The sequence below is a fragment of the Bordetella genomosp. 12 genome, from assembly GCF_002261355.1.
In the GTDB taxonomy this organism is placed as follows: Bacteria; Pseudomonadota; Gammaproteobacteria; order Burkholderiales; family Burkholderiaceae_B; genus Bordetella.
In genome coordinates this window covers 326287-352001 of record NZ_NEVU01000002.1, presented here as the reverse complement: position 1 = coordinate 352001, position 25715 = coordinate 326287, and the positions used below count along the sequence as shown (strand labels likewise).

Annotated in this window: 23 protein-coding genes; 8 read left to right on the top strand and 15 right to left on the bottom strand. The window is 64.2% G+C overall.

The annotated features are described in order from the left end of the window. Positions 1-27 precede the first annotated feature (27 nt). Together CAL22_RS07000 and CAL22_RS06995 are read right to left on the bottom strand one after the other, a co-directional pair. Positions 28-1233 (bottom strand): lytic murein transglycosylase, encoded by a 1206-nt coding sequence (locus CAL22_RS07000; RefSeq protein WP_094811725.1) that lies wholly within the window; start codon positions 1231-1233, stop codon positions 28-30. Between the two features lie 33 nt (positions 1234-1266). Further along, entirely contained in the window at positions 1267-2070 is an 804-nt protein-coding gene (locus CAL22_RS06995; RefSeq protein WP_094811723.1) for a ferritin-like domain-containing protein, read from the bottom strand. Positions 2071-2123: 53 nt separating this feature from the next. Here CAL22_RS06995 and CAL22_RS06990 point away from each other — a divergent pair, with 53 nt between their 5' ends. Beyond that, positions 2124-3257, top strand: coding sequence for a GNAT family N-acetyltransferase (locus CAL22_RS06990; RefSeq protein ID WP_094811721.1), 1134 nt, complete (start codon positions 2124-2126; stop codon positions 3255-3257). Here the strand turns inward: CAL22_RS06990 and CAL22_RS06985 are convergent. Further along, positions 3254-3733, bottom strand: a complete 480-nt coding sequence (locus CAL22_RS06985; protein WP_094811720.1) for a DUF1854 domain-containing protein — start codon at positions 3731-3733, stop codon at positions 3254-3256. The genes CAL22_RS06990 and CAL22_RS06985 overlap by 4 nt on opposite strands. Further along, positions 3730-6006 (bottom strand): ABC transporter ATP-binding protein, encoded by a 2277-nt coding sequence (locus tag CAL22_RS06980; RefSeq protein WP_094811718.1) that lies wholly within the window; start codon positions 6004-6006, stop codon positions 3730-3732. Before CAL22_RS06980 ends, CAL22_RS06985 begins: the two co-directional genes overlap by 4 nt. 265 nt (positions 6007-6271) lie before the next feature. Between CAL22_RS06980 and cphA (CAL22_RS06975) the strand changes: the two genes are divergently transcribed. The 6 genes from cphA (CAL22_RS06975) (at position 6272) to CAL22_RS06950 (ending at position 13341) form a co-directional block, all read left to right on the top strand. After that, on the top strand, positions 6272-8884 hold the full coding sequence (gene cphA / locus CAL22_RS06975) for a cyanophycin synthetase (protein WP_167383573.1): 2613 nt from the start codon (positions 6272-6274) through the stop codon (positions 8882-8884). Positions 8885-8952: 68 nt separating this feature from the next. Beyond that, positions 8953-11526, top strand: a complete 2574-nt coding sequence (gene cphA / locus CAL22_RS06970) for a cyanophycin synthetase (protein WP_094811716.1) — start codon at positions 8953-8955, stop codon at positions 11524-11526. A 147-nt stretch (positions 11527-11673) separates the two neighbouring features. Beyond that, on the top strand, positions 11674-12204 hold the full coding sequence (locus CAL22_RS06965; protein ID WP_094811714.1) for a cytochrome b: 531 nt from the start codon (positions 11674-11676) through the stop codon (positions 12202-12204). Positions 12205-12508: 304 nt separating this feature from the next. Next, on the top strand, positions 12509-12709 hold the full coding sequence (locus CAL22_RS06960) for a CsbD family protein (protein WP_094811712.1): 201 nt from the start codon (positions 12509-12511) through the stop codon (positions 12707-12709). 57 nt (positions 12710-12766) lie between these two features. Next, positions 12767-12931 (top strand): DUF1328 domain-containing protein, encoded by a 165-nt coding sequence (locus CAL22_RS06955; protein WP_005012396.1) that lies wholly within the window; start codon positions 12767-12769, stop codon positions 12929-12931. Positions 12932-13008: 77 nt separating this feature from the next. Beyond that, complete coding sequence (locus CAL22_RS06950) at positions 13009-13341, top strand: BON domain-containing protein (RefSeq protein WP_094811710.1); 333 nt, start codon at positions 13009-13011, stop codon at positions 13339-13341. Positions 13342-13439: 98 nt separating this feature from the next. On the opposite strand, the gene CAL22_RS06945 is transcribed toward CAL22_RS06950, so the two are convergent. From CAL22_RS06945 to CAL22_RS06900, 10 genes are all read right to left on the bottom strand, one after another. Continuing rightward, on the bottom strand, positions 13440-14312 hold the full coding sequence (locus tag CAL22_RS06945; protein ID WP_094811708.1) for a PhzF family phenazine biosynthesis protein: 873 nt from the start codon (positions 14310-14312) through the stop codon (positions 13440-13442). A 93-nt stretch (positions 14313-14405) separates the two neighbouring features. Beyond that, positions 14406-15785 carry a 4Fe-4S binding protein gene (locus tag CAL22_RS06940; RefSeq protein WP_094811706.1) on the bottom strand — a complete coding sequence of 460 codons (1380 nt, stop codon included), beginning with the start codon at positions 15783-15785 and terminating at the stop codon, positions 14406-14408. A 21-nt stretch (positions 15786-15806) separates the two neighbouring features. Next, on the bottom strand, positions 15807-16652 hold the full coding sequence (locus CAL22_RS06935; RefSeq protein ID WP_094811704.1) for an FTR1 family iron permease: 846 nt from the start codon (positions 16650-16652) through the stop codon (positions 15807-15809). 10 nt (positions 16653-16662) lie between these two features. Beyond that, positions 16663-16995 carry a cupredoxin domain-containing protein gene (locus CAL22_RS06930; RefSeq protein WP_094811702.1) on the bottom strand — a complete coding sequence of 111 codons (333 nt, stop codon included), beginning with the start codon at positions 16993-16995 and terminating at the stop codon, positions 16663-16665. Between the two features lie 2 nt (positions 16996-16997). Then, positions 16998-17537: an iron transporter gene (locus CAL22_RS06925; RefSeq protein ID WP_094811700.1), complete on the bottom strand. Its 540-nt coding sequence runs from the start codon at positions 17535-17537 to the stop codon at positions 16998-17000. Positions 17538-17719: 182 nt separating this feature from the next. Further along, complete coding sequence (gene phaR / locus CAL22_RS06920) at positions 17720-18280, bottom strand: polyhydroxyalkanoate synthesis repressor PhaR (RefSeq protein ID WP_094811698.1); 561 nt, start codon at positions 18278-18280, stop codon at positions 17720-17722. Between the two features lie 93 nt (positions 18281-18373). After that, a complete protein-coding gene (gene phbB, locus CAL22_RS06915; RefSeq protein ID WP_094811697.1) occupies positions 18374-19111 on the bottom strand; it encodes an acetoacetyl-CoA reductase in 738 nt (245 codons plus the stop codon). Positions 19112-19159: 48 nt separating this feature from the next. Further along, positions 19160-20785 (bottom strand): class I poly(R)-hydroxyalkanoic acid synthase, encoded by a 1626-nt coding sequence (phaC, locus tag CAL22_RS06910; RefSeq protein WP_094811695.1) that lies wholly within the window; start codon positions 20783-20785, stop codon positions 19160-19162. A gap of 124 nt (positions 20786-20909) precedes the next feature. Further along, the gene (gene pgeF / locus CAL22_RS06905; RefSeq protein WP_094811693.1) at positions 20910-21674 is read right to left on the bottom strand and encodes a peptidoglycan editing factor PgeF; all 765 of its coding nucleotides are present in this window, start codon (positions 21672-21674) and stop codon (positions 20910-20912) included. Next, positions 21662-22621 (bottom strand): RluA family pseudouridine synthase, encoded by a 960-nt coding sequence (locus tag CAL22_RS06900; protein WP_094811691.1) that lies wholly within the window; start codon positions 22619-22621, stop codon positions 21662-21664. Before CAL22_RS06900 ends, pgeF begins: the two co-directional genes overlap by 13 nt. A 76-nt stretch (positions 22622-22697) precedes the next feature. On the opposite strand from CAL22_RS06900, the gene CAL22_RS06895 reads away from it, so the two are divergent. Continuing rightward, positions 22698-23522, top strand: a complete 825-nt coding sequence (locus tag CAL22_RS06895; RefSeq protein ID WP_094811689.1) for an outer membrane protein assembly factor BamD — start codon at positions 22698-22700, stop codon at positions 23520-23522. Positions 23523-23644: 122 nt separating this feature from the next. Here the strand turns inward: CAL22_RS06895 and CAL22_RS06890 are convergent, their stop codons facing one another. Beyond that, positions 23645-25693 carry an ATP-dependent DNA helicase gene (locus tag CAL22_RS06890; protein WP_094811687.1) on the bottom strand — a complete coding sequence of 683 codons (2049 nt, stop codon included), beginning with the start codon at positions 25691-25693 and terminating at the stop codon, positions 23645-23647. Positions 25694-25715 lie beyond the last annotated feature (22 nt).

Below are 25715 nucleotides of genomic sequence, written 5' to 3'. Positions count from 1 at the left end.
CCGCCGCGGCGGCCCGGCGGCAGGCGCTCAGCGCTGCGCGCGCAAGGCCTTCAAGGTCTTCTGGCCCGCACGGCCGTCGTCCGGCAAGCCCAGTTCGCGCTGCACCGTCTGCAGCGCCTGGCGCGTGCGGGTGCCAATGACGCCGTCGGGCGTTCCGATGTCATAGCCTCGCGCAACCAGCAACTCCTGGATCTCTTTGCGCTCGGCGCGCGACAGCCCGGGATCATCCGTGGGCCAGGCGCGTGCAAAGGGCATGCCGCCCCGCAGCCGATCCGACAGATGCGCGATGGCCAAGGCATAGCTCTCGGCGGCGTTATAGGAATACAGCGCATCGAAATTGCGCGTCACCAGAAAAGCCGGCCCCTGAGGCCCGGCCGGCAGCAGCAGGCCGACGGGCGTATCGCCGGCCGGCAACGGTTGACCATCGACACGCTTGATGCCGCGCGCCGCCCAGGCCGACATGGGCTGTTTATTGCGCCTTCCCGCCGCCGAGGTGTCCATGTCCTGCGGCAAGCTGACTTCGAACCCCCAGGGCAAAGCGCTATTCCAGCCGGCACGTTTGAGGAAATTGGCCGTCGAGCCCAGCGCGTCGGGCACGCTATCGATGAGATCGCGGCGGCCATCGCCATCGAAGTCCACCGCCAGCCGCAGATAGGTCGACGGCATGAATTGCGTCTGGCCAAAGGCGCCGGCCCATGAGCCCTTGAGGCGGTCCAGGTTGACGTGCTCGTCCTGCACGATGCGCAACGTGGCCAGGAACTCACCCCGGAAATAACTTTGCCGGCGGCCAAAGCAACTCAAGGTGGACAAGGAGGTCAGCAAGGGCCGCCCCCCCAGATTTTTGCCGAAATTGCTTTCGACGCCCCACACGGCCACCACCGTGGCCGGGTCAACGCCAAATTCCTTCTGCGCGCGCGCGAGCACCTGGCCCCATTGCTCCAGCCCCTGGCGGCCGTCGTCAACGCGTTGGGCGTCGACCAGCCCGGCCATGTAATCCCATATGGGGGTTTTGAATTCGGGCTGGGCATCGAGCAAGCCGATGACATCCATATCCGGCGTCAGGTCCTGGGTATAGCGGTCATAGCTGGCGACACTCACGCCGGCTTGCGGCGCCTTGGCGCGCAACTCGGTCAGGCATTGCCGGTAGGCAGCCAGATCTTCGGCGGTGGTCTCGGCGTGGGCAGGGCCGGCGGCCAGCAAGGCCGCGGCAAGCAGAATCGGAAACGTCTTCATGCGGGCATTCTAAACGCGCCAGGTCCTGCGCGGCTACGCCTGGGCCTGCCGCTGCAGGACTTCGATCTCGGCGTCATCGAAACCCGCGGCGCGGCGCGCCGGCACATTAAACGGGCCGCGCTGCCGGGGCGCGCCGTATTGCTCGGCCAGTTCGGCATAGGCGCCCAGGGGCTCACGGCCCTGCAAGGCGCAGAAATGCCGATACCAGTGGTTGCCAATCGCCACATGCCCGATTTCGTCGCGCAGGATGATCTCCAGGATCCGCGCGCCCTCAGCGTCACCCGCCTGCGCCAACTTGTCGCGGATCAGCGGCGACGCATCCAGGCCGCGCGCTTCCAGCGTCCGGGGCACCAGCGCCAGGCGCGCCAGCAGATCGCCGCGCGTCCTCTCGGCCATCTCCCACAGCCCATTGTGCGCCGGAAAGTCGCCATAGCCATGCCCCAGACTGCCCAGATGGCGGTTGAGCATGTCGAAGTGATAGGCCTCTTCGCGCGCCACGCTCAGCCAGTCCAGATAGAAGCGATCCGGCAAACCGGGGAAGCGCCAGATCGCATCCAGCGCGAGATTGATCGCGTTGAATTCAATATGCGCCAGCGCGTGCAGCAGCGCCGCGCGCCCCGCCGCCGTTTGCACCGATCGCTGACGGACCTGGCCGGGCGGCACCAGCTCGGGGCGTTCCGGACGACCCGGCAGGCCGGGCGCGGCTGCCAGGGGGGCATCCGCGCCGACGCCTGCCGTCGCATCCAGCGCCGCCACCGCGGCCAGCTTGTCCTGCCAGGACCGGGCGGCCAGGGCCGCCAAGGCCCGCGCTCTGAGGCTGTTGCCCTGTTCCTGCATCGTGTTCCTGTTGTCGCGCTTCGCGCATCTCGCCGGGACTTTATCATTGCGGCATGGATGACGCTTACCGCCTGCAAGTCGACACCCCCCTGGCCAGTCTCGATCCCCGTCAATGGGACAGGCTGGCAGGCGAGCACCCCACGCTGTCGCACGCCTATTTTTCGGCGCTGCACGAAACGGGTTGCGCCAGCCCGCGCAGCGGCTGGACGCCGTTTTTCCTGACCCTGCACCACGCCGGACAGTTGGCCGGTGCGGTGCCGCTCTATCTCAAAACCCACTCCCGGGGCGAATACGTCTTTGACCACGCCTGGGCAGACGCCTACGAACGCCATGGCTTGCGCTACTACCCAAAGTTGCTGGCTGCCGTGCCCTTCACACCGGTGCCCGGGCCGCGCCTGCTCGCCGTCGATGCCCCGGCCCGGCGCCTACTCGCGCAAGGACTGGTCGACCTGGCCTCGACGTTGAAGCTGTCCTCCCTGCATGTGCTGTTCGCGCCGCCCGATGACATCGCCGCCCTGCGCCAGGCGGGCTGTCTGGTACGCGAGGGCGTGCAATTCCATTGGCGCAATGCAGGGCATGCGGACTTCGATTCATTTCTGGCGGGTTTTAACCATGACAAGCGCAAAAAACTGCGTCAGGACAGAAAGAAAGTCCATGCCCAGGGGGTGAGTTTCCAGCATCTGAGCGGGCGGCAGATCGGCACGGCGGAACTGGCTTTTTTCTATGCCTGCTATGAACGCACCTATCTCGAGCATGGCAACCCGCCCTACTTGACGGCGGCGTTCTTCGAACGCCTGCTGGCCGAGCAGTCCGACAGCCTGGTGCTCGTGCTGGCGCACCGGCAAGGACAGCCCCTTGCCTGCGCCCTGAACCTGCGCGGCGGGGATGCCTTATACGGACGCTACTGGGGCACGATGCAGTTCCTGCCCGGCCTGCACTTCGAGACCTGCTATATGCAGGCCATCGAATACTGCATCAGGCAGGGCTTGAGCCGCTTTGAAGGCGGCGCGCAGGGCGAACACAAGATGGCCCGCGGCCTCATGCCCGTCCCCACGCAATCGGCGCATTGGATCGCCGACCCGAGGTTTGCCGCGGCAATCGACGACTTTCTGGGCCGCGAAACCACGGCCGTGAATGAATATCTGGATGAACTGGCGCGGCATACGCCGCTGCGCCGGGGCGACTAGAGAAAGCGGTCGAGTATCTTGCGGCTGTGGCGGTCCAGCGCCAAGGCGTCGCGGATCAGATAATGGATGCCGTGGCTGTCGGAGATCAGCAGCGTCTGACCGGCCAGGCGACGGATGTCTTCCTCGCCGCGCAGCACGAACTGCGTGTCACCACGATCCGTCTCGACTTGCCAGGTCGACGGCGTGGCATAGGTGGACACCGAGGCGATGCGCCGGATCTCGGGCATGAACTCGCGCCCGGCCAGATCCTCCTCGATCAAGGCGCGCGCAGCCGCTGGCGCGCTGTCGAGGCTGTCCAGCCACAGCACCTCGCGCCCATCGTGGGTCACCAGAGACAAGCCGCCCGCCGGCGCGCTGATGGGGAAAGCCCGCACCGGCATCACGCCGTCGTGCGTCTGGCCATTGAGCGTGAGCACCAGCTTGCCCATCTCATTGCGCCGCAACTGAAACTCCATCGCCTTGCCGCGCCCCGTCATGCCACCTCGGCGATGTCGCCATCGCCGCCCTCGTTTTCATTGTTGCGGGCCTGCGCCTGGTAGAGCTTGTAGTAAGCCCCCTCGGCCGCCATCAGGACCTCATGCGTGCCCTCTTCGACAATGCGGCCCCGGTCCAGCACGACCAGCCGGTTGGCGCGCCGCAACGTGCTCAGGCGGTGCGCGATGGCCAGTGTGGTGCGCCCGCGTACCAGATTGTCCAGCGCCTTCTGGATTTCTTTCTCGGTGGTGGTGTCCACCGACGAGGTCGCCTCATCGAGGATGAGGATACGCGGGTCGATCAGCAAGGCGCGGGCGATGGAGATGCGCTGGCGCTCACCGCCGGACAAGGCCTGCCCGCGCTCGCCCACCAACGAGTCATAACCGTGCGGCAGCCGCAAGATGAACTCGTGAGCGTGCGCGGCTCGCGCCGCCGCGATGATCTCTTCACGGGTGGCCTCGGGTTTGCCGTAAGCGATGTTCTCGGCAATGGTGCCGAAAAACAGAAAAGGCTCTTGCAGCACCAGCCCGATGTTGCCGCGGTAATCGGCGACACGCAGCGACCGGATATCCAGGCCATCGACCAGAATGGCTCCCTCGGAGACATCGTAGAAGCGGCAGATCAAATTGATCAGCGTGCTCTTGCCCGACCCGCTGTGGCCCACCAGACCTATCATTTCTCCGGGCGCGATAGCCAGGTTCATGCCCCGGATGACCGAACGGTTGCCATACCGGAAGCCCACATCGCGCAACTCGATGCGCCCTTGCACCGGGGGCAAAGTCACCGGTTTCTGCGGCTCCGGTACGCTGGAGACGTGATCGAGAATATCGAAAATGCGCTTGGCGCCGGCGGCCGCCTTTTGCGTGACCGACACGATGCGGCTCATGGAATCCAGACGGGTATAGAAGCGCCCGATGTAAGCCAGAAACGCCGCCAGCACGCCGACGGTAATCTGCTTCTGCGAGACCTGCCAGATGCCGAAGATCCACACAATCAGCAAGCCGATTTCGGTCAGCAGCGTGACCGTGGGCGAGAACAGCGACCACACGGTGTTGACCCGGTCGTTGACCTCCAGATTGCGGTTGTTCGCCTCGCGAAAACGCTGCACCTCGCGCTTTTCCTGCGCAAAGGCCTTGACCACGCGAATGCCCGGAATCGTATCGGCCAGGACATTGGTGATCTCGCCCCAGATGCGGTCCACCTTCTCGAAGCCATGGCGCAGACGATCCCGCACCACGTGGATCATCCACATGATGAAGGGCAGCGGCAGCAAGGTGACGAGCGCCAGCCAGGGATTGATCGTGAACAGAATCACCGCGGTCATGGTGATCATGAGCACATCGGTGGCGAAGTCCAGCAGATGCAAGGACATGAAGACGCAGATGCGGTCGCTCTCGCTGCCGATGCGCGCCATCAGGTCTCCGGTACGCTTGCCGCCGAAATACTCCAGCGACAGGGTCTGCAGATGCGCGTAGGTCGTGGTGCGCAAGTCGGCCCCGATGCGCTCGCTCACCCAGGCCAGAATATAGGTGCGCGCCCATCCTAGGGCCCAGGCGACCAGCGCAGATGCCAACAGCCCGCCCAAATAGAGCCGCACCTTGTTGTAATCGATGACTTCCCCGTTCTGGAACGGAATCAGCACCTCATCCATCAGAGGCATGGTGAGGTAAGGCGGCACCAGCGTGGCGGCGGTGGCCAACAGCGTCAGGATGAAGCCGCTGATCAGCGGGAAGCGATAGGGATGGGCGAAGCGCCAAAGCCGCAGCAAGGCCCAGGTCGAAGAGGGTTGCGCCTCCTCGTCACACGTGGGACAGTCGTCCTGACCTTGGGGAATGGGATTCTGGCAGGTCGGGCAGACGGCTTCCTGTTGGATTGGCGCCACGGTCTGCGACAGCCGCAAGGCCTGCTGGCCCTCGAAAGCCGTCAGCAGCTTCAGCGCGGCCGGGTTACGGCCCAGGGTAAACCGCCACTGGCCGAGCCGTTCATGGCCGTCATCCAGCTCCAGACAGACGGCGCCAGCGTGGTCCTGCAGGCTGAGGTGCTGGCCAGGGGCGAACGGATAGGCGCGCCACTGACCGTCTTCGGGTGCGCGGGCCAGCAAGCGGCTGTCTGTTACCAGTACCAGGCCTGGACGAAAGCACAGACGTGCGTCAAGATCGGTCTCAAGCCAGCCCAGCAGCGTCTCGCCGGCGTGCAACTCAGCGTCGACATCGGCTTGCCATTTCGCAGGTAACTCGCGCCCCAGAGCGCCGGAATTAGGATCGTGTTTTTTCATCAGAACGCGTTTCGAGCCAAGCTTCGACCCGCCTTGGCGGCATCCTGCCCCACCAAGGGCGGAAAACCTGTCCGTTCCTTACAACAACGCGAGTTTATATGGCCGAAAAGGCGGCGTATAGTAGCAGCCGGTTTTCATATTTTCCACCGTAGGAAATACCCCCGCATAATCCCGCTTGGCACTTCATTTTCTCCGTGCGCCCTCCGGACCGACTCGCGACCCGGATTCCCTGCGCGAGCCAAGCGCCATAACCAAAGAACGAATCATGAAAAAGAAGGACATTGAATTTCTCGATGTCGTGGCTTTGCGCGGCCCGAACATTTGGACGTATCGTCCCGTGCTCGAGGCGTGGGTCGACATCGGCGCGCTGGAAGAGTGCCCCTCCAATGTCATTCCGGGCTTTTATGAACGCCTGACCGCCTGGCTGCCCACGCTGATCGAACACCGTTGCAGCCCGGGCGTGCGCGGCGGTTTTCTGCAGCGCCTGCGCGAAGGCACCTGGCCGGCGCACATCCTGGAACATGTCACGCTGGAGCTGCAAAACCTGGCCGGACTGCCCGGCGGCTTCGGCAAAGCGCGCGAAACATCCACGGTGGGTGTGTACAAAGTCGTCGTGCGCGCCTGGCACGAGGTGGTGACCCGCGCCGCGCTGTCCACGGCCCGCGACCTGGTCATGGCCGCCATCGAAGACCGTCCGTTTGATGTCGAGCAGGCCGTATCGGATCTGCGCCGTCTGGTGGACCGTCACTGCCTGGGGCCCAGCACGGCCTGCATCGTGGATGCCGCCGATGATCGCGACATCGCCTACACGCGCCTGTTCGAAGGCAACCTGGTGCAATTCGGCTACGGCGCGCGCCAGCGCCGCATCTGGACGGCCGAAACCGACCGCACCAGCGCCATCGCCGAAGGCATCTCGCGCGACAAAGACCTGACCAAGAGCGTGCTGCAGACCTGCGGCGTGCCCGTGCCCGAGGGCCAATTGGTCGACAGCGTCGAACAGGCCTGGCAAGCCGCCGAAAGCATCGGCCTGCCCGTGGTCGTCAAACCCTATGACGGCAATCATGGCCGCGGGGTGTTCACCAATCTGTCCAGCCGCGAGGAGGTCGAATCGGCCTATGCGGTGGCGGTGGATGAAGGCAGCGGCGTCATCGTCGAGCGCTTCGTGCCCGGCAATGAGCACCGCTTGCTGGTGGTCGGAGACCGCCTGGTGGCCGCGGCCGCCGGCGAGCCCGCCTGGATCACCGGTGACGGCAGCTCCACGGTCCAAGACCTGATCGACAGCCAGATCAATACCGACCCGCGTCGCGGGCGCACCGAGGACCACCCGCTCAATCCGGTGCGGCTGGATTCCGCGGCCCGGCTCGAAATCGCCCGCCAGGGCCTTAGCGCCGACAGCGTGCCGGCTGCCGGCCGGCGCGTCTTGATCCAGCGCAGCGGCAACGTGGCCTTCGATGTCACCGACCGAGTCCACCCCGACACCGCCGAGCTCGTGGCCCTCGCGGCCCGCGCGGTCGGCCTGGATGTCGCCGGCGTGGACCTGGTCGCCGAAGACATTTCGCGTCCGCTCGAAGAACAGCGCGGGGCCATCGTCGAAGTCAATGCCGGCCCTGGCCTGCTGATGCACCTGAAACCCGCCGACGGCGCCCCGCGCCCGGTCGGCCGCGCCATCGTCGACCATCTCTTCCCCGAAGGCGAAGATGGCCGCATTCCCATCGTGGGCGTGACGGGCACCAACGGCAAGACCGTAGTGGCGCGCCTGATCAGCCGTTTGCTGCACCTGTCGGGCAAACAGACCGGCCTGGCCTGCAGCGAGGGCCTCTACCTGAACAAACGCCTGGTGCAGAAAGGCGATTGCGCCAACTGGGCGGCGGGCCGCCGCGTCCTCATGAACCGCAATGTCGAAGCCGCGGTCATCGAGAACGACAGCGCCGTCATTCTGGGTCAGGGCCTGGCCTATGACCGCTGCCAGGTCGGCGTGGTGACCAACATCGACGAGGGCGACCATCTGGGCGACTTCGACATCAACGAGACCGAGCGTCTGTTCACGGTGTTTCGCACCCAGGTCGACGTCGTTCTGCCCTCGGGCGCTGCCGTGCTCAATGCACGCGATCCGCGCGTGGTGGAAATGGCCGAACTCTGCGATGGCGAGGTGCTGTTCTTCGGCATCGACCCGCAACTTCCCGCCTTGGTGCAACACCGCGCCGAAGGCAAGCGTGCGGTGTTCATCCGCGAAGGCCAGATCGTGCTGGCTCGCGGCACGCAAGAAGAAAGACTCGCCGCTATCGCCGCGGTGCCGCTCACGCATGGCGCGCGCGTGGACTTCCAGACCGAGAACGTGCTGGCGGCCGTGGCCGCGGCCTGGGCCCTGGATATCGCGGTCGAGCTGATTCGCGCCGGCATTGAAACCTTCGACATCGATCAGGCCGACGCCCCCTGGCAGTTCACGGTGTTCGAGCGCGACGCCGTCACCGTCGTGGTCGATGATGTGCACAACGCCTCGGGGCTGCGCGCGCTGGCCGCGGCTGTGCAACGCTTTCCCGCCAAGCGCCGGGTAGCCGTCTACTCGGCGGGCGCCGACCGCCGCGACGCCGACCTGCTCGAGCAAGGCCGCCTTTTGGGGCAACTTTTCGACCTCGTGGTGCTCTATGACGACACCACCGTAAAAAGCCGTCGTCCGGCCGGTCAGGCGCGAGCGCTGCTGCGCCAGGGCCTGCAGGACTGCGGACGTGCGGTACAGATCGTGGACGAACCCGATCACGCGCGCGCCATCGAGCACGTGCTCGATGGGCTGGCCAGCGATGACTTCATCCTGCTGCAATCCGATGAAGCCTTCTCCGGCCCCACCATCGACCTGGTGCGCCGCTGGATTCAACAATAACAACGACCGACAAACACTCTATAGGCGCCGCCTCCCGGCGGCGCGCTTCGACGACAGGAAAGCCTGCCATGGAAGTCTCCCGAATCCGCGCTCTGCGAGGCCCCAATCTCTGGAGCCGTAATACCGCCATAGAAGCCATTGCGGCCTGCGCCGACAATGAATGCTCTCTCGATGACATGCCTGATTTCGAGGCACGGCTGCGCGCGCGCTTTCCCCAGATAGGGCTCTTGCGCCCTGAGGGCCACAGCGGCGCCGTGTCGCTGGCGCATGTGCTGCAAGCCTGCGCCCTGGCCATGCAGGCCCATGCCGGCTGCCCCGTGACTTTTGGCCGCACCTCGCCGACCATCGAACCGGGTGTGTTTCAGGTCGTGGTCGAATACAGCGAAGAAGAAGTCGGCCGGCTGGCCATGGAGCTGGCCCAGGCGCTGCTCGAGGCTGCCCGCCAGGACCAGCCCTTTGACCTGCCCCAGGCGCTTGCCCGCCTGCGCGAGCTCGACGAAGACGTGCGCCTTGGCCCGTCCACCGGCTCCATCGTCAACGCGGCCACCGCACGCGGCATCCCGTTTCACCGGCTGACCCAGGGCAGCATGGTGCAATTCGGCTGGGGCAGCCGGCAACGCCGTATTCAGGCGGCCGAAACCGACCGGACCAGCGCGATCGCTGAGTCCATCGCGCAGGACAAAGACCTGACCAAAATGCTGCTGGACGCCGCCGGTGTACCCGTGCCGCTGGGCCGCTCGGTCGAAGACGCCGATGCCGCCTGGGAAGCGGCCCAGGAATTGGGCGGCCCGGTCGTCGTCAAGCCGCGCGACGGCAGCCAGGGACGCGGCGTGGCGGTCAACATCGAAACACGCGAGCGCGTCCTGGCCGCCTTCGAGGCCGCCGCGCAGATCAGCTCCGAAGTCATCGTCGAGCGCTACATCCCCGGCCACGATTTCCGCCTTCTGGTGGTCGGCAATACGCTGGTGGCGGCCTCGCGACGCGATCCGCCGCAAGTCACGGGTGATGGCGTTCACACCATCCGCGAACTGGTGGCCGAGGTCAATACCGACCCCTTGCGCGGCGACGGACATGCCACCGCGCTGACCAAGATCCGGCTGGACGACATCGCCCAGGGCGTGCTGAGCAAGCAAGGCTATACCCCTGAGACCGTCCCGCCGGCCGGCACCCTGGTCGTACTGCGCAACAACGCCAACCTCAGCACGGGCGGCTCGGCGACCGATGTCACCGACGAAGTGCATCCTGAACTCGCCGCGCGCGCCGTCACGGCAGCCCGCATGATCGGGCTGGACATCTGCGGCGTGGACGTGGTGGCCGAGACCGTCCATCTGCCGCTGGAAGATCAGCACGGCGGAGTCGTTGAGGTCAATGCCGCGCCGGGCCTGCGCATGCACTTGAACCCGTCGTTCGGCAAGGGCCGCGCGGTCGGCGAGGCCATCATTGGCCAGATGTTCGGCGACGGCGACGATGCCCGCATTCCCGTCATCGCCGTGGCCGGCACCAATGGCAAGACCACGACCGTGCGCTTGTCGGCGCACATCCTGGCCTGCACCGGCAAACGGGTCGGCATGACCAACTCCGACGGGGTCTATGTTGGCAAGCGCCGCATCGACACCGGCGACTGCAGCGGCCCGCGCAGCGCGCGCCGCATCCTGCTGCACCCCGACGTGGATGCGGCCGTGTTCGAGACCGCGCGCGGCGGCATCCTGCGCGAAGGCCTGGCCTTTGACCGCTGTGACGTCGCCATCGTGACTAATATCGGCATGGGCGATCATCTCGGCCTGGGCTATATCAGCACGGTCGAGGACCTGGCGGTCGTCAAACGGGTGATCGTGCAATATGTGCGCAGCAAGGGGATGGCCGTGCTCAACGCCGCCGACTCGCATGTCGCCGACATGGCCAGCGCCTGCCCGGGCGAAGTCACGTACTTCGCTCAGGATCGCAATCATCCTCTCATGGCCACGCACCGCGCCCAGGGTAAGCGCGTCGTGTATCGCGAAGGCAGCAATATCGTCGCCGCGCAAGGCAGCGAAGAAATCCTCCTCCCCCTGGCCCGCATTCCGCTCACGCGCGACGGCACCATCACCTTCCAGGTCGAGAATGCCATGGCCTGCGTGGGCGCGGCCTGGGCCCTGGGCCTGGACTGGGCGCATATCCGCCAGGCGCTGGAGACCTTCGTCAACGATGCACAGACCGCACCCGGCCGCTTCAATGTGTTCGACTACGGCGGCGCCACGCTGATTGCCGACTATGGACACAACCCGGACGCCATTCTGGCGCTCGTCAAAGCCGTCGACGCACTGCCCGCCAAGCGGCGCAGCGTCGTCATCAGCGGCGCGGGCGATCGCCGCGACGAAGATCTGCGCCAGCAGACCGAGATTCTGGGCGACCACTTCGACGACGTGCTGCTCTACGAAGACCAATGCCAGCGCGGGCGCGAGGACGGCGAGGTCATCGCCCTGCTGCGCCAGGGCCTGACTCAGGCCCGCCGCGCCTCGCACATCGAAGAAATCCGGGGTGAATTCATTGCCATCGACCGCGCCCTGGCGCGTCTGGCGCCGGGCGACCTGTGCCTGATTCTGGTCGATCAGGTCGAGGAAGCGCTGGCGCATATCGCTCAACGCGTCGCCGAGAAGCGTTGAGGGCGGCAGGCGAAGGTCAAAGCCTTCGCCTGACCTGCGCGCCACCGACAATTCTCATCAAAAAGCCCAATAATTGGCTCGGGATCAAGCAAACAGACAGCTAAGATCCCCTACGATATGCGCTCCTTACGCATGGAGCTTCCGTCGATGTCCGAGTTAACCGCCGCCCCACGCTACACACGGGGCGCCGTCGCCCTGCATTGGATTACTGCCGTGCTGGTCGCGCTGGCCTACCTCGCCATCGAGATCCGAGGCCCCAAGGGCGACCCGTCGAGGCCTTTCTGGACTGGTATCCACGAGTGGGCCGGCTGTCTGGTGCTGGCTGCGGCGCTGGTCCGCATAGGCTGGCGCGCCCGCAACGAGCCTCCCATCGATCTGAATGAGTCCCTGCTGCTGTCCATCCTGGCCCGCCTGGCGCATCTGGCGCTGTACATCTTCATCCTGGCTCAACCCCTTCTGGGCATGCTGACGCTGAACCTGGCCGACCGGCCCGTCACGCTCATCGGCCTGGACTGGAGTTTCCGCATCGCCGCGCCCAACCCCGAGTGGCGGCCGCTCGTCAAAGAGTCTCATGAACTCATCGGCAATCTGTTCTATTTCGTGATCGGCCTGCATGCCCTGGCCGCGCTCTGGCACCACTACATCAAGCGCGACGACACCTTGCGGCGCATGCTCTGACGAATTATTAAGTTACATAGCCCCTTCAAATTAGGACAAAACCTGTCCGTAATGTAACGCCAAAATAAATTTTGCCCCGGGGAAAATACCCGCTCCTGTGCGGCGCTTTTCCCCTTTTTTCCCTCTGAAAATCCGCCTGGCAGGCCCTGTGCCCACGGGGTTTGCCGGCCTGTTACATTCCCCCACAGCCAAGTTTGACAGCCTGCCCACCGGGCTTTTAGGGTAGACCCATGCCGATCGGTAACCCACGGAAGCATCGCCCGGCCAGGCGATCTCCCTAACAGTAGCAACGCAAGGAGGCGAGATGAACAACGACATCATTGCTGGTAAGTGGAAGCAACTGACCGGAAAGGCCAAGGCGGCCTGGGGCGAACTCACCGACGACGAGATCACCCGTACCGAAGGCAATGCAGAACGCCTCGCGGGCCTCATCCAGGAGCGCTACGGCAAGACCAAGCAGGAAGCCCAGAAGGAAGTCAACGACTTCTTCGATAAGAACCGCTGATCTGCCCCGCGCTGACCGCCCTGTGCGGCCAGCGTCAACCCAACGAGGAGAATCGTCATGCTGTACTACGCGGTTGTTTTCTTCGTCATTGCAATCATCGCTGCGGTCCTGGGCTTTGGCGGCATAGCCGCCGGCGCTGCCGGTATCGCCAAGATTCTGTTCTTTGTCTTCCTGGTGCTCGCGCTGCTGTCCATCCTCAGCGGCACACTTAGAAAGAAATAGCACCCGGAAATGCGGCCACTAGCCGCGGCGCTAAAAATTGAGCGTCCCCGAGCAATATAACCATTGGGAGAACGACTATGAAAACTCGTCAAATGTTTGCAGCTATCGCCCTGGGCACCACTGCGGCTTTCGCCACCCTGGCTCACGCCGCTGACGAAAAACCCAAGCAATCGGTGGGCGAATATGCCAGCGACTCGGCCATTACCGGCAAGGTGAAGGCCGCCCTGGTCGGCGACAAGGATCTCAGCGCGCTGGACGTCGCTGTCGAAACCAACAACGGTGTGGTCACCCTGACCGGCACCGTGGGCACCGCAGCCCAGGCCGATAAGGCCGCCGTCGTTACCCGAGGCGTGGAAGGCGTCAAGCAAGTCAAGAACAACGTAAAGGTTGACCCCGCCAAGGCCAAGTAAGCGCCGCGCATCAGTCGCACGATTGATCGCCGGATTTCCCGGGCTCTGCCAGAGCCCGGGTTTTTTTTGCCTGCTGGCCGCATCACGCCAGCGATGCCTCAGGGCAGATGTATCGTCCCTTCGCCCAGCGTCAGCACCCGGCCGCCCACGCGTATCTGCTGTGATTGCGGATCGACATCCAGAAAGAGGCGGCAGGCGCGCCGCACCAGATCCCCCTGCTCCACCACGACGCCACCCGGTATGTCCCGGCCCTGCAGCAGCAACCAGCCGCCGAGATTGGCGCACGCCGATCCGGTGCCCGGATCCTCGACCACGCCCGCGCCACGAGCACTGAAATAACGCGCGCACACCACCTGGCGGCCTGCGCGCTGCTCCTGCTCGAAAGCAAAGGCGTAAAGCACACGACGCCCGTCGCGGCTTTCCCCCCATTTAAGGCAGTCTTGCGGGACGGCTCGCCTGACGGCGTCGGGCGACACCAAGGGCACTACGCACTGCTCAATTCCGGTATCCATCCACACCGGATCGCCGGCCAGGTCGTCGACCGTCAAACCCAGAAATGCCGCCACCCCGGCGCGGCTCGCGTCGGCGGCCCGCATGCGGGGGGCCTCGGTTGACGGTGCCACCAAGGTCCAGACATCGCCCTTTGCCATGACCGGCACCCGCCCGGCAGGCACGGCCAGCGTCACGCTGTCGGCGATCGCCAGCCCCAGGTCGCGCAGGACATGCGCGGTGCCCAGCGACGGGTGCCCGGCAAAAGCCATTTCATGCGTGGGTGTCATGATGCAAACCTCGGCCACGCCGGCTTGCGGGCGCTCCAGGACGAAGGTCGTCTCCGACAGGTTGAACTGCAGCGCAAGGTCGCGCATCACCTGCCGCGACATGCCGCGGGCATCTTCAAAGACGCACAAAGGATTGCCGCCGAAGAGCGATTCGGCGAATACATTGACGAGACGATAACGGTAGTCGGGCATGGCGGTTGCGCGGCAAGGGCGAAGTCTTCAGGAAGAAGACGCCAATATAGCCCTCGTATCCGCGCGCGCGACAGATACAGCCGCGCCCTTTTTTTACCAGGCCACGAAGAACAGCCACCAGGCCAGGCAAAACGGCGCCAAGCCCGCGCCTACCAGCAGCCAGGACAGCGCGCGGCGCACCAGGCCGACGGGGCGCTGACCCAATACGCGCCATGCCAGCCGCAGCGACCACAGCACCGCCAGCGTCAGCAGGGTGAAGCGCAGGGGCGCCACCCAACCGGTGCGCACACCCTCGTGCTGTAACAGCGTCACCGTGGTGGCCGACAGGCCCAGGAAGACGCCGATACCGGCCGACGGAATCAGGGACTGGGCCAGTTTGTGTACGCCGGCCAGCCGGCTCTGCGGCTGCGCCAGCGAACTGATGCGATCGGCCAGCCACAAGCCCAGAAAAGCCGCGCCGCCCACGCAGAGCACGGCGCCGCCCACAAAGACCAGAATCCCCAAGCCATCGAGCCAGGAGAAGCTGTCATTGACCTCGGGGTAATGCGTCAAGATGAACCAGGGCGCGTTGTCGATCAAGGGCCAGGTGACATCGTGCTCGATCAGCCAGGTCGCTGCCCATTGTTTGAAGGTCACGAACCAGGGGCTGGCGCTCCACAGGAAAGCGCCAATGGCCACGCCCATGAGGCCAAAACAGATCAGTACCGTCTGCCAGCCATCACCATGGGCGACATCGACGATTTCCTCTTCGGGAGAACGGGGCGTCAGGGCGATGGCGCCGCGATAATCGCTGCACCGGCCGCACATATGGCAGTCGCCCGCGCCCTTCATGTGCCGCAACGGCACGAGCGGCGCACAGTTGACCGGTTCGATGCGAATGACAGGATGGCGCCAGGCCTCCTCGTCGACCTTGTAGTGCCAGGGCGCCAACTTGGCCAGCAAGTTGAACACCCCGTTGACCGGACAGAGATACTTGCACCAGACACGCTTGCTGCGTCCGTAGCGATAGCCCACGATCATGGCCGCCACGGTCGACCCCCCCAGCACGGCCAGCACGGCCAGCGGATACTGGTAGACGCTGACCAACTGGCCATAGACGGTGGTCAAGGCGAAAGCCACGAACGGCCAGCCGCCCCAGCGCATCCATTTCGGAATGGCATGCCCCTGGCCACGCTCGCTGGCCCATTCGGTGAGCATGCCCTCCGGACAGAACCAGCCGCACCAGGCTCGCCCCATCAGAGGCATGGACACCAGCACGAACGGCCACCAGATGCCCCAGAAGGCAAACTGCGCCAGCACCGTGAGATTATTGAAGACCGAAGCGGTGTTGCCCGGCAAAGGCAAAAAAACCGGGACCACCAAAAGAAAGGCGTATATCGCAACGATGCCCCACTGTAGCTTGCGGAGCAGCGGGGCATGATCGCGAAGAAAACCAGCAAAGCGGGCGGTGGTCCGCCCGAGTGCAGAAGCCATTACTAAACCTCGTCGGCCACCTTATGAGCGAGCCGTCATTTGTGCAGCCTGGGCCTGCGTGTCGGCGCGGCGCAGCATCAGCCACACCACCAACCAATAAGCCAGCCACAGCAGTACGGAAATCAATGCCGGGTAGGCCCTGTAGCCTGCAAAGTCTGCCAGAATTTTCCCGATGCCGCTGCTGTCATCGAGCAGCCAGGAGCTGTCCCAGACCGGATCGACAATGGTAGGCAAGACATCCAGCGAGATCAAATGATCCAGACCGCCCACCAGCAGCGAACCCGCCAACAGCAGCAGCAGGATTTCCGTGATGCGGAAAAAACGCCGCCACGTAATCAGTTTGCCGCCCAATTGCAGCAGCCAGAACGTCAACAGCGCGATCAGAAAGCCCCCCAGCCCGGCCAGGGCCAGCATGAAGGGGCTGCCATCAGCCTGAGCCGCCGACACCGTGCCATACAGGAACACGACGGTCTCGCTGCCCTCGCGGGCCACCGCAATCATAACCAGGATCAGCAGACCCCACCAATTATCGTTGGCGACCGACTCGCGCGCCCCCCCCTCGAGTTCGCGCTTGAGCGTGCGGCCGTGGCGCTTCATCCAGATGACCATCTGCACGACCAGTACGCAAGCCAGCAGCGACATCCCCGCCTGGAACCACTCCTGCCCGGTATCGGTAAGCCACTCGGATACGCCCAGCAGCACCAGGGCCAGCATCAGGGCCAGGCCCAGGCCAGCGGCCACGCCACCCCACAGATAGGGCATGCCGCGCCGGCCTTCGGGGGTCGCGCGCAGCCATGAGTAAAGAATGCCCACCACCAGAAGGGCTTCGACGCTTTCGCGCCAGACGATGAATGCTACCTGTTCCATAGGGGCCCGATTACTCCTTGGGCTTGACCACCAGCGTGCCTTTCACGTCCTGGTGGAAATCATCGAAAAAGGGATACTCGCCCGGCCGGGAAATCGTGATGACCACGAAGGACTTCACGCCCGGACCCAGCACCTTTTCCTTGCGCAACGGGATGGACTCGAACTCCACCGGCTCATTGCTTTCGTTGATCAGTTCGATCTTGAAGCGGCCAGCCGGCACTTCAAGCCTGGCCGGCTCGAAAGTGCCGTCAGGCTTGAACGTGAGCGTAAAGGTCGGCAGCTCATCCGCATGCGCCGGCATCCAGATCATCAAGGCCAGCAATAACGCCCACAAGGCTCGCACGATCAGTACCCGCCCTTCTTGCCGGTGCCGGCGTAAACGAATTCATACTCGAGCTCGAACGGCTCGAACCACGGACCCACGCCGGTTTCCTTGTCGACGTGGCGGCCGAAATGCGACATTTTGTCGGCGGTCGGCGGTTGAATCGTGTACTTGAGCTTGTACTTGCCCGGGCCTTCCAGCTTGACGTTGTCGCCATAGTGCGGGCCGTCATTGGCGACCATGGGCATCAGGTGACCCTTCTGCACGTTCTGGCTGCCCACTTTCTGGATCTCGAAATTGACGACCAGGTAAGGCATCCACTCGCCTTCGGGGAAGCCGGTGGCATTATTCGCCAGCGCGTGGATATCGGCCTCGAGGTGAATATCGGAATCCTTGGCCGCGCGCATCACGCCCGGGGGATCCATTTCGATCGGCTGCAGGTACACCGCGCCGATTTCCATGCCACCCTTCTCAACCGGCTTGCCGATCGGATACTCGGCGGCCATCGCAGCACCGGAAACAGTCATCGCGGCCGCAGCGAGCCAGAAAGCTTTTTTCAACATTGAGCTTATCCTCGGGTAAGTATCAGCTTGCAAAAACACAAACAAGAACCGTTTTCATTAATGTAGCGGCAAGAAGCTGACACAAACCTTAAACGGTGCCTCTATCAGGCTGATAGAAAGCAAGAAAGCGCCTGATCGGGCGCTTTCTTTCAAAATACTTTCAATAATCACTTCGGCGTTGGCTATTTACGCCCGCCGCCCTGCCCCGGCGGGAAAGGGAAATTCGCGAACATCGCCCGCGTTTGATCCTGCATCTGATCCTGCATCTGCACGAAGAGATTTTTGCTCTGATCGATATAGTTGTTCATCATTTTCTGCAGCATGGGCGTCTGCACATTCATGAACTGCGTCCAGGCTTCCGGCCCGAACTGACTGCCGTACAGGCCCTTGGACTGCTCGGCCATGCGCTGCTGGATCTCCATGAAGGCCTGGATGTTCTTCTCCAGATAGTTACCCATGATGCCCTGCATGGCATGCCCGTAGAAACGAATGATCTGCGACAACATGGTCGACGAAAACATGGGCATGCCGCCGCTTTCTTCTTCGAGGATGATCTGCAGCAGAATACTGCGCGTGAGCTCCTCTCCGCTTTTGGCGTCCACGACCTGGAAGTCCTCGTTGGCGAGCACCAACTGCTTGACGTCGGCCAGCGTGATGTAGGTGCTGGTCTGCGTGTCGTACAGGCGGCGGTTGGGATATTTCTTGATCAGACGCTGAGGCGCGTCGGATTGAGCTTGCGTCATGGCTGTCCCCGAGATCGGGAGATCTCTTTAGTTCTCAACGATTTTACGTGCATCGCCAGGCAGGCGTCACCCCGCCTGGCCCCTGGGTGGGTATCACCCCATGTGCAAACCGCCATTCAGCGAGAAATCCGCGCCCGTGGCAAAGCCCGATTCGTCGGAAGCCAGCCATGAACACATCGAGGCGATTTCCTCGGGCGTGCCCAGACGGCGCACGGGAATCGTGGCCACGATTTTCTCCAGCATGTCAGGGCGGATGGCGCGCACCATGTCCGTGCCGATATAACCCGGCGAAATGGTATTGACCGTGATTCCCTTGCTGGCGACTTCCTGAGCCAGCGCCATGGTAAAGCCATGGATGCCAGCCTTGGCCGTGGAATAGTTGGTCTGGCCGAACTGCCCTTTCTGCCCGTTGACCGAGCTGATATTGATGATGCGGCCCCATTGGCGGTCGACCATGGCGTCCATCACTTGTTTGGTGACGTTGAACAGACTATTCAGATTGGTGTCGATAACGGCGCGCCAATCATCGACCGTCATTTTGCGGAACAGCCCGTCGCGGGTAATGCCCGCGTTGTTGACCAACACGTCGACTTCGCCCAATTCCGATTTGATGCGGTTGAAGGCCTCGACCGTGGAGTCCCAATCCGAGACATTGCCCACCGACGCATAAAAGGTGAAACCCTGCGCGGCCTGTTCATCCAGCCATTGCTGATAGTTGCGGCTGGGCCCGCAGCCCGCCACCACACGGAAGCCATCCTTGGCCAGGCGCTGGCAGATGGCGGTTCCGATGCCGCCCATTCCACCTGTCACGTATGCCAGTTTTCCGCTCATATTGACTTCCTCCTGTTTCGACGCATGCTTAGAATAAAGAGGCTGTTTTCAGACAGCCCTGACTTTGACGTATCTGCCAGGCGCCGGCTCGATGGGCGCATTTTTTTTGCTGCCCAGGCTGCGCCGCGCGGCCACCTGCTTGCCGCCATGGCCGGCTAGCCATTGCGCCCAATCCGGCCACCAACTGCCCGGGTGCTCCTGCGCCCCGTCCAGCCAGGCATTGGGATCTCCCGGCAAAGCGGCGTCCGATTCACCCGCCCAAAAGCTGCGGCGTTTCTTGGCCGGCGGATTGATGACCCCGGCAATATGCCCTGACGCGCCCAGCACAAAACGCATGGGACCGCGCAAAAGCTGCGTGCTGGCATAGGCGGACTGCCAGGGCACGATATGGTCCTCGCGCGATCCATACACATAGGCCGGCATGGTCAGCCGCGTCAAATCGAGCGGCGTATCCGCCGCCTGCGCGAGACCCGGCACTTTGAGATTATTTTCGAGATAGGTATTGCGGAAATACCAGGAAAAAAACGGGCCCGGCAGATTGGTGCTGTCGGCGTTCCAGAACAGCAGGTCGAAGGCCGGCGGCGTCTGCCCCTTGAGATAGTTGCCCACCACGTAATTCCAGACCAGCTCATTGGGCCGCAGGAAGGAAAACGTCGTGGCCAGATCGCGCGCCGGCATCAACCCGCCCTGCCCCAGCTGCTGGTCGCGCAGCAGCGCGTGGCCTTCGTCGACGAACACCTTGAGCACGCCGGTATCGTGGAAATCCAGCAAGGACGTCAGCAAGGTCAAGGATGCGACGGGCTGTTGGCCGCGGGCATCGGCCAGCGCCAGGGCGGCCGCCAGCATGGTGCCGCCCACGCAGAACCCCAGTGCGTTGACCTTTTTCTGGCCCGTGATCTCGGCGGCTACCGACAAGGCCTTGAGCACGGCCTCGTCCAGGTAGTCACTCCAGGTGGCGGTATCGACGCCGTCATTGTCCGCGGCCAGCGGATTGCGCCAGGACACGATAAAAACCGCATGACCCGCCTGCACCGCATGCCGCACGAAAGAGTTCTCGGGCTGCAGATCCAGGATGTAATACTTGTTGATATTAGGGGGCACCACCACCAGGGGCCGCTCGTAGACCTTGTCGGTCTGGGGCGCGTACTGGATCAGCTGCATGAGGCGGTTTTCATAAACCACCGCGCCGGGGGTTATCGCGACATTGCGGCCGATTTCGAACTGGCTTTCGTCGGTCTGGGTGATGCGGCCTTTCTTGATATCTGCCAACAGATTGGCCAGACCGGCATTCAGGGCCCGCCCGGCGCTCTCGACGATGGACTGCTGGGCATCCGGATTGAACGCCAGAAAATTGGCTGGCGACAGCGCGTCCACCCACTGCATGATGGAAAACCGCAGCCGGCTGCGCAACTGTTCACTGACCTGCGCGGCTTCGACCATGCGATGCATCACGCGCGAGGACAAGAGGTAGGCATGCGCCATCAACAGATGGCGCTTGTCGGCCTGCCAGGCCGGACTGGCAAAACGCCGATCGGCGGGAGCGGGCAATACGCCGCGCTGGGCCTCATCGCAAATGCGCAGCCACTCTCGGGAAAATTCGGCCTGTATGTCTGCCAGAGTATCCGGCGCCACGCTCACCGGAACAGGCCATGGGGCGGAAAGATGGGCGGTCACTTCGACACCTTGTTATCGGAACTGCGCAAATTGATGGTGCATGGCGGCAAAATGCCTGTCAATGCGGGTAATCCAATGCTAAACGCAAGCCATGCAACCTGGTGTGACAGGCGGCCCGCCAAGGCTAGGAAGCCGGGCTAAGCCAGGCCAGCAAAGCCATGCGGCCGGTCTCGCGGTCGCGGCGATACGAGAAAAAGCGCGCCCGATCGGCGTAGGTGCACAAGCCGCTCAATTCCACATCTTGCACCCCGGCGCGCTGCAGGCGCAACCGCGCCAGGCCCGGCAGGTCCGCCAGCCATTTCCCTTCAGCGTGCGGCTGAAAAAACCGGCCCGCCTCGGCATCGCCCGGCGCGCCAAACGCCTCCAGGACATCGGCGCCCACCTCGAAATACGCCGGCCCAATGCCCGGGCCTACCCAGGCGCGCCATCCTTGCGCGGCCGGGTGCTTGCGGCGCATCAGGTCCAGAGTGTTCTCCAGCACACCGCCGGCCAGCCCGCGCCAGCCCGCGTGCGCGGCGCCCAGCACGCGGCCGTCCCGATCGGCCAGCAACACCGGCAGGCAGTCCGCCACCATCACCGCCAGCACCTGGCCAGGCCGGGTCGTGACGCTGGCATCGGCGGCGATCTCACCTTCCGGGCGCGGCAGATCGGCATCATGGACCGTGCTGGCATGCACCTGGCGCAACCATCGCGGCTCTCCAGGCACCGCGCCGCCCAGCCGGCGGCGGTTCTCCGCCACCACCTCGGGATCATCGCCTGCACGGATGCCCAGATTCAGGGTGTCATGCGGCGGCGTGCCCACCCCACCCAGGCGGGTGGTGCAGAAATACGCCACGCCCGGCCAATTCTGGCCACTCACCACGGGCAAGCCGGCGACTACGCGTTCCATGTCAGTGCTCCCTGTACGTCCTGCATGTCTGGCGGCACCGCCGCCTCGAAGGCCAACTCGCCGCGGCCGCCCGGATCGTCGAAATGCAGCGCGCGGGCATGCAACATCTGCCGAGACGCTCCCGCCAGCTGCCGGCCGCCATACAGCGTGTCGGCCAGCAGCGGATGACCGAGGCTGGCCAGGTGGACGCGAATCTGGTGCGTCCGTCCGGTTTCCAGCCGGCAGACCACCTCCATCACGCGCTCTTCGCCAGCCAGGCCCTGACGCTCGGGCCGATAATGCGTGACGGCGGGTTTGGGCGCGATCGGCCGCTCCACGCTCATGCGTACCGGAACGCGGGCATCGCGGCCGATGGGCCGGTCCACCGTGCCCCCGGCGCGCAGCCAGCCGTGCGCCAGAGCGATATACTCGCGGCCCATGGTGCGCGCCTGCAATTGGCGCACCAGATGCGTCTGCGCCAGCTCTGTGCGAGCCACGACCATCAGGCCGGAGGTATCCTTGTCCAGCCGGTGTACGATCCCGGCCCGCGCCACCCGGGACAACTCCGGATAACGGTAGAGCAGGCCGTTGAGCAATGTGCCGCTCCAGTTGCCCGCCCCGGGATGGGTCACCAACCCGGCCGGTTTATTGACCACGATCCAATCAGGACTGACATCCACCACCCCAAAATCGACCGGTTCGGGCGAAAATGCCTGACTTTCTGGAGCGGGCTGCTCCCAGACGGTAAGCTGATCGCCCGGGCCGACGGGCTGACGCACTTTGGCCACTGCCCCGTTGACCAGCACGTGGCCGGCTTCGATCCAGCCTTGCAAACGGCTGCGGGAGTGGCCGGGCAGCAGGCCGGCCAATACCTTGTCCAGGCGGTCGGCGGGGGTGTCCGGAGGGATGAAAATCGCCAAAGGCTCTTCGTCGGAGAGCTGATCGGCACTGGCGGCTGTATCGGACATGGCACAAATCATATAATCAGCCCAGCATGCTAACACCAAGGAAACGACTCTCGTGATTCTCCGCAACGCTGCTCCCATGAATCCCGCCTCCCGTCGCGGGAAGGCCCTGAGCGCTGCTTTGGCGCTCGCCGCCGTGCTGCTGGTCTCCGGTTGCGGCTCCTCTGACAGTAAGTACGACAAGACCGCAGGCTGGAGCGCAGAGCAGCTCTATGCCGACGCCAAGCAGGAAGTCGCTGCCGGCAACTGGAAAGAAGCCCGCGACCGCCTGACCGCCATCGAGAGCCGCTATCCCTTCGGCACTTATGCGCAGCAGGCCCTGATCGAACTGGCCTACGTCAACTGGAAGGATGGCGAAAATGAGCAAGCCCTGGCTGCCATCGATCGCTTCCAGCAGCTCTATCCCAATCACCCCGGCACGGACTACGTGCTCTATCTGAAGGGCCTGATCAACTTCACGCCGGCCAGCGCCTTCATGACCAACCTGACGGGTCAGGATCCGGCCGAACGCGACCCCAAGGGCCTGCGCGCCTCTTACGATGCGTTCAACGAGCTGATCAAGCGCTATCCCGACAGCAAGTACACGCCCGACGCCGAAAAGCGCATGACCTGGCTGGTCAACGCGATCGCCATGAACGAAGTCCACGTGGCGCGCTATTACTACACGCGCGGCGCTTACGTGGCGGCCATCAACCGTGCCCAGACCGTGATCACCGACTTCGAGGGCGCCCCGGCCACCGAAGAGGCGATCTACATCATGATGCTGTCCTACGACAAGCTGGAGATGAAGCAGTTGAAGGAAGACACCGAGCGCGTGCTCGACAAAAACTTCCCCAACAGCCACTACAAGACCGAAGGCTTCAAGGACGACAAGAGCTGGTGGAATCCCTTCCAATTCCGCTGATCGGCGTTGCCTGAGGACACACGGCCTCAGGTGAAACGGCCCCCGCAAGTTGGAGCATCTCCAAGCCTTGCGGGGGCCGTTTCAATTCGGTGGCCGGTGGTTCTGCCCGGCCGGCACCTGGCCTAGTCTTGATCCGCGTGGCGCTGATAGAAGGCCAGGGCCTCGCCCATGTCGCGCGTGCGCGCAAACGGGGGCAAGCCGCGCCACAGGCGCTTGCCATAGGGCTTCTCGACCAGGCGCGGGTCGCCCACCATCAGCACCCCCCAATCGGTTTCGGTGCGGATGAGCCGGCCGGCGCCCTGCTTCAATGAGATCGCCGCTTCCGGCAATTGGTACTCGGCAAAGGGATTGCCCCCCTGAGCGCGGCAGGCCCGCAGGCGCGCCTCGATCACCGGGTCGTCGGGCGGCGCGAACGGCAGTTTATCGATGGCCACCAGGGTCAACATATCGCCGGGCAGATCGATCCCCTCCCAGAAACTTGCACTGCCCACCAGCACCGGGTGCTTCAGCCGCGCGAACTTCTCCAGCAGATCCCGCCGCGTGGACTGGCCTTGCTTGAGCAGCGGCCAATCATGGCCCGCCTCTTCGAAGGCCTCGGCCAGCAGCTCGGCCATGCGATCCACGGCGCGCAACGTGGTGCACAGAATCAACGCGCCGCCCGGATTGACCTCCAGCAGCGGCATCAGGCTGTCGACGAAACGCTGCGCGAATTGCGGCGCCTGCGGCTCGGGCATATCGCGCGGCACAAACAACAAACCCTGGGCAGGATAGTCAAACGGCGAGTCCCAGCGGCCGGTGCGCGCGTCGGCCAAACCGAGCTGGCGGGTGAAATGGCCGAAATCCCCCTGCACCGACAAGGTGGCCGAGGTGAGCACCCAGGCCTGATTGCTTTTGCGATAGCGCGAAAAAGCCTGTGCCACCGACAGCGGCGCGGCGTGCAGTCGCACATGATGCTGGCCCTGCTCTACCCAGCGCACGGCCGGGCCGCTCCAGGGCGGCGCATTCTGCGCCAGCTGCGCCATGTCGTCGGCCACCGGCGTGTTGGCATCTTCGCCCCAGCCCGCGTCGCCGCCGCCCTGACGCGGCGGCGTGGCCCAGCGCGCCAGCTTCACACAGAGATCCGCGCCCTGCCGCGCCACCGTGGCCAGATCCGGGTGTTTCTCGGATACCTGCAACATGCCCCGCGTGGCGGCATCGAGCACCGAGCGCAATTGCGCCAGCGCGGCGTCGAAAACATCGGGATCCGGTATCGCATCGAAGGTGGCCTTGCGCCCGGGCAGGCGTTCCAGGCCGGCACAGACCAGCCGCAATTCGCGCGCGGCCGTCTCCACCTGACGACTGACATCGCTCCATTTCGCGGCCTCACGCGCATAGGCCAGCCCGGCGGCCTCCAGCGCTCGCGCAAAGTCCAGCAACTGGTGTGTGGACACGCTGCTGCCGAGAAAGCGCGTGGCCGTATCGGGCAATTGATGGGCCTCGTCGAAAATGACCGTATCGACTTCCGGCAGCAGGTCGGTCACCCCCTCCTCGCGCAACACCAGATCGGCCATGAACAAGGCATGGTTGACGACCACGATGTCGGCTTCCTGGGCCTGGCGGCGCGCCTTGACCACGAAACAATCGCGGATGCGCGGACAGTCCTGACCCAGACAATTCTCCCGCGTGGACGTCACGCGCTGCCAGATGTCGGCGTCTTCGGGAATCTGCGCCAGATCGGCACGATCTCCCGTCTTGGTCACGCCCGCGAAGACCTGGATCTGCCGCAGCTGCGCGATTTCGCTGCGCGACTTCAGCGCCCGCTCATCGCCTTGCAAACGATCGAGATGATAGTGACAGACGTAATTGCCCCGCCCCTTGAGCAAGGCGACCGTGACGGGCGCAGCCAGCGCGGCGCGGACCTTGGGCAGATCGCGCGCGAACAGCTGGTCCTGCAGCGTGCGCGTGCCGGTGGATATCAATACCTTTCCGCCTTGCACGATGGCCGGGACCAGATAGGCCCAGGTCTTGCCGGTGCCGGTGCCGGCCTCGGCCACCAGCGTGGCGCGATCGGCCATGGCGCTTTCGATGGCCTGGGCCAGTTCGACCTGTGCGTGACGGGGCCGATAGCCGGGCATGGCTTGGGCCAGCGGGCCATCGGCATCGAAAAATTCTGAAATATCCAGGTCCAGCATCGGGAGTGACATGCGCTAAATT

Bases quoted from the DNA above. Each gene is read 5' to 3' on its own strand.
- CAL22_RS07000 (WP_094811725.1), bottom strand. From the start codon at position 1,233: ATGAAGACGTTTCCGATTCTGCTTGCCGCGGCCTTGCTGGCCGCCGGC.
- CAL22_RS06995 (WP_094811723.1), bottom strand. From the start codon at position 2,070: ATGCAGGAACAGGGCAACAGCCTCAGAGCGCGGGCCTTGGCGGCCCTG.
- CAL22_RS06990 (WP_094811721.1), top strand. From the start codon at position 2,124: ATGGATGACGCTTACCGCCTGCAAGTCGACACCCCCCTGGCCAGTCTC.
- CAL22_RS06985 (WP_094811720.1), bottom strand. From the start codon at position 3,733: ATGACGGGGCGCGGCAAGGCGATGGAGTTTCAGTTGCGGCGCAATGAG.
- CAL22_RS06980 (WP_094811718.1), bottom strand. From the start codon at position 6,006: ATGAAAAAACACGATCCTAATTCCGGCGCTCTGGGGCGCGAGTTACCT.
- cphA (WP_167383573.1), top strand. From the start codon at position 6,272: ATGAAAAAGAAGGACATTGAATTTCTCGATGTCGTGGCTTTGCGCGGC.
- cphA (WP_094811716.1), top strand. From the start codon at position 8,953: ATGGAAGTCTCCCGAATCCGCGCTCTGCGAGGCCCCAATCTCTGGAGC.
- CAL22_RS06965 (WP_094811714.1), top strand. From the start codon at position 11,674: ATGTCCGAGTTAACCGCCGCCCCACGCTACACACGGGGCGCCGTCGCC.
- CAL22_RS06960 (WP_094811712.1), top strand. From the start codon at position 12,509: ATGAACAACGACATCATTGCTGGTAAGTGGAAGCAACTGACCGGAAAG.
- CAL22_RS06955 (WP_005012396.1), top strand. From the start codon at position 12,767: ATGCTGTACTACGCGGTTGTTTTCTTCGTCATTGCAATCATCGCTGCG.
- CAL22_RS06950 (WP_094811710.1), top strand. From the start codon at position 13,009: ATGAAAACTCGTCAAATGTTTGCAGCTATCGCCCTGGGCACCACTGCG.
- CAL22_RS06945 (WP_094811708.1), bottom strand. From the start codon at position 14,312: ATGCCCGACTACCGTTATCGTCTCGTCAATGTATTCGCCGAATCGCTC.
- CAL22_RS06940 (WP_094811706.1), bottom strand. From the start codon at position 15,785: ATGGCTTCTGCACTCGGGCGGACCACCGCCCGCTTTGCTGGTTTTCTT.
- CAL22_RS06935 (WP_094811704.1), bottom strand. From the start codon at position 16,652: ATGGAACAGGTAGCATTCATCGTCTGGCGCGAAAGCGTCGAAGCCCTT.
- CAL22_RS06925 (WP_094811700.1), bottom strand. From the start codon at position 17,537: ATGTTGAAAAAAGCTTTCTGGCTCGCTGCGGCCGCGATGACTGTTTCC.
- phaR (WP_094811698.1), bottom strand. From the start codon at position 18,280: ATGACGCAAGCTCAATCCGACGCGCCTCAGCGTCTGATCAAGAAATAT.
- phbB (WP_094811697.1), bottom strand. From the start codon at position 19,111: ATGAGCGGAAAACTGGCATACGTGACAGGTGGAATGGGCGGCATCGGA.
- pgeF (WP_094811693.1), bottom strand. From the start codon at position 21,674: ATGGAACGCGTAGTCGCCGGCTTGCCCGTGGTGAGTGGCCAGAATTGG.
- CAL22_RS06900 (WP_094811691.1), bottom strand. From the start codon at position 22,621: ATGTCCGATACAGCCGCCAGTGCCGATCAGCTCTCCGACGAAGAGCCT.
- CAL22_RS06895 (WP_094811689.1), top strand. From the start codon at position 22,698: ATGAATCCCGCCTCCCGTCGCGGGAAGGCCCTGAGCGCTGCTTTGGCG.
- CAL22_RS06890 (WP_094811687.1), bottom strand. From the start codon at position 25,693: ATGCTGGACCTGGATATTTCAGAATTTTTCGATGCCGATGGCCCGCTG.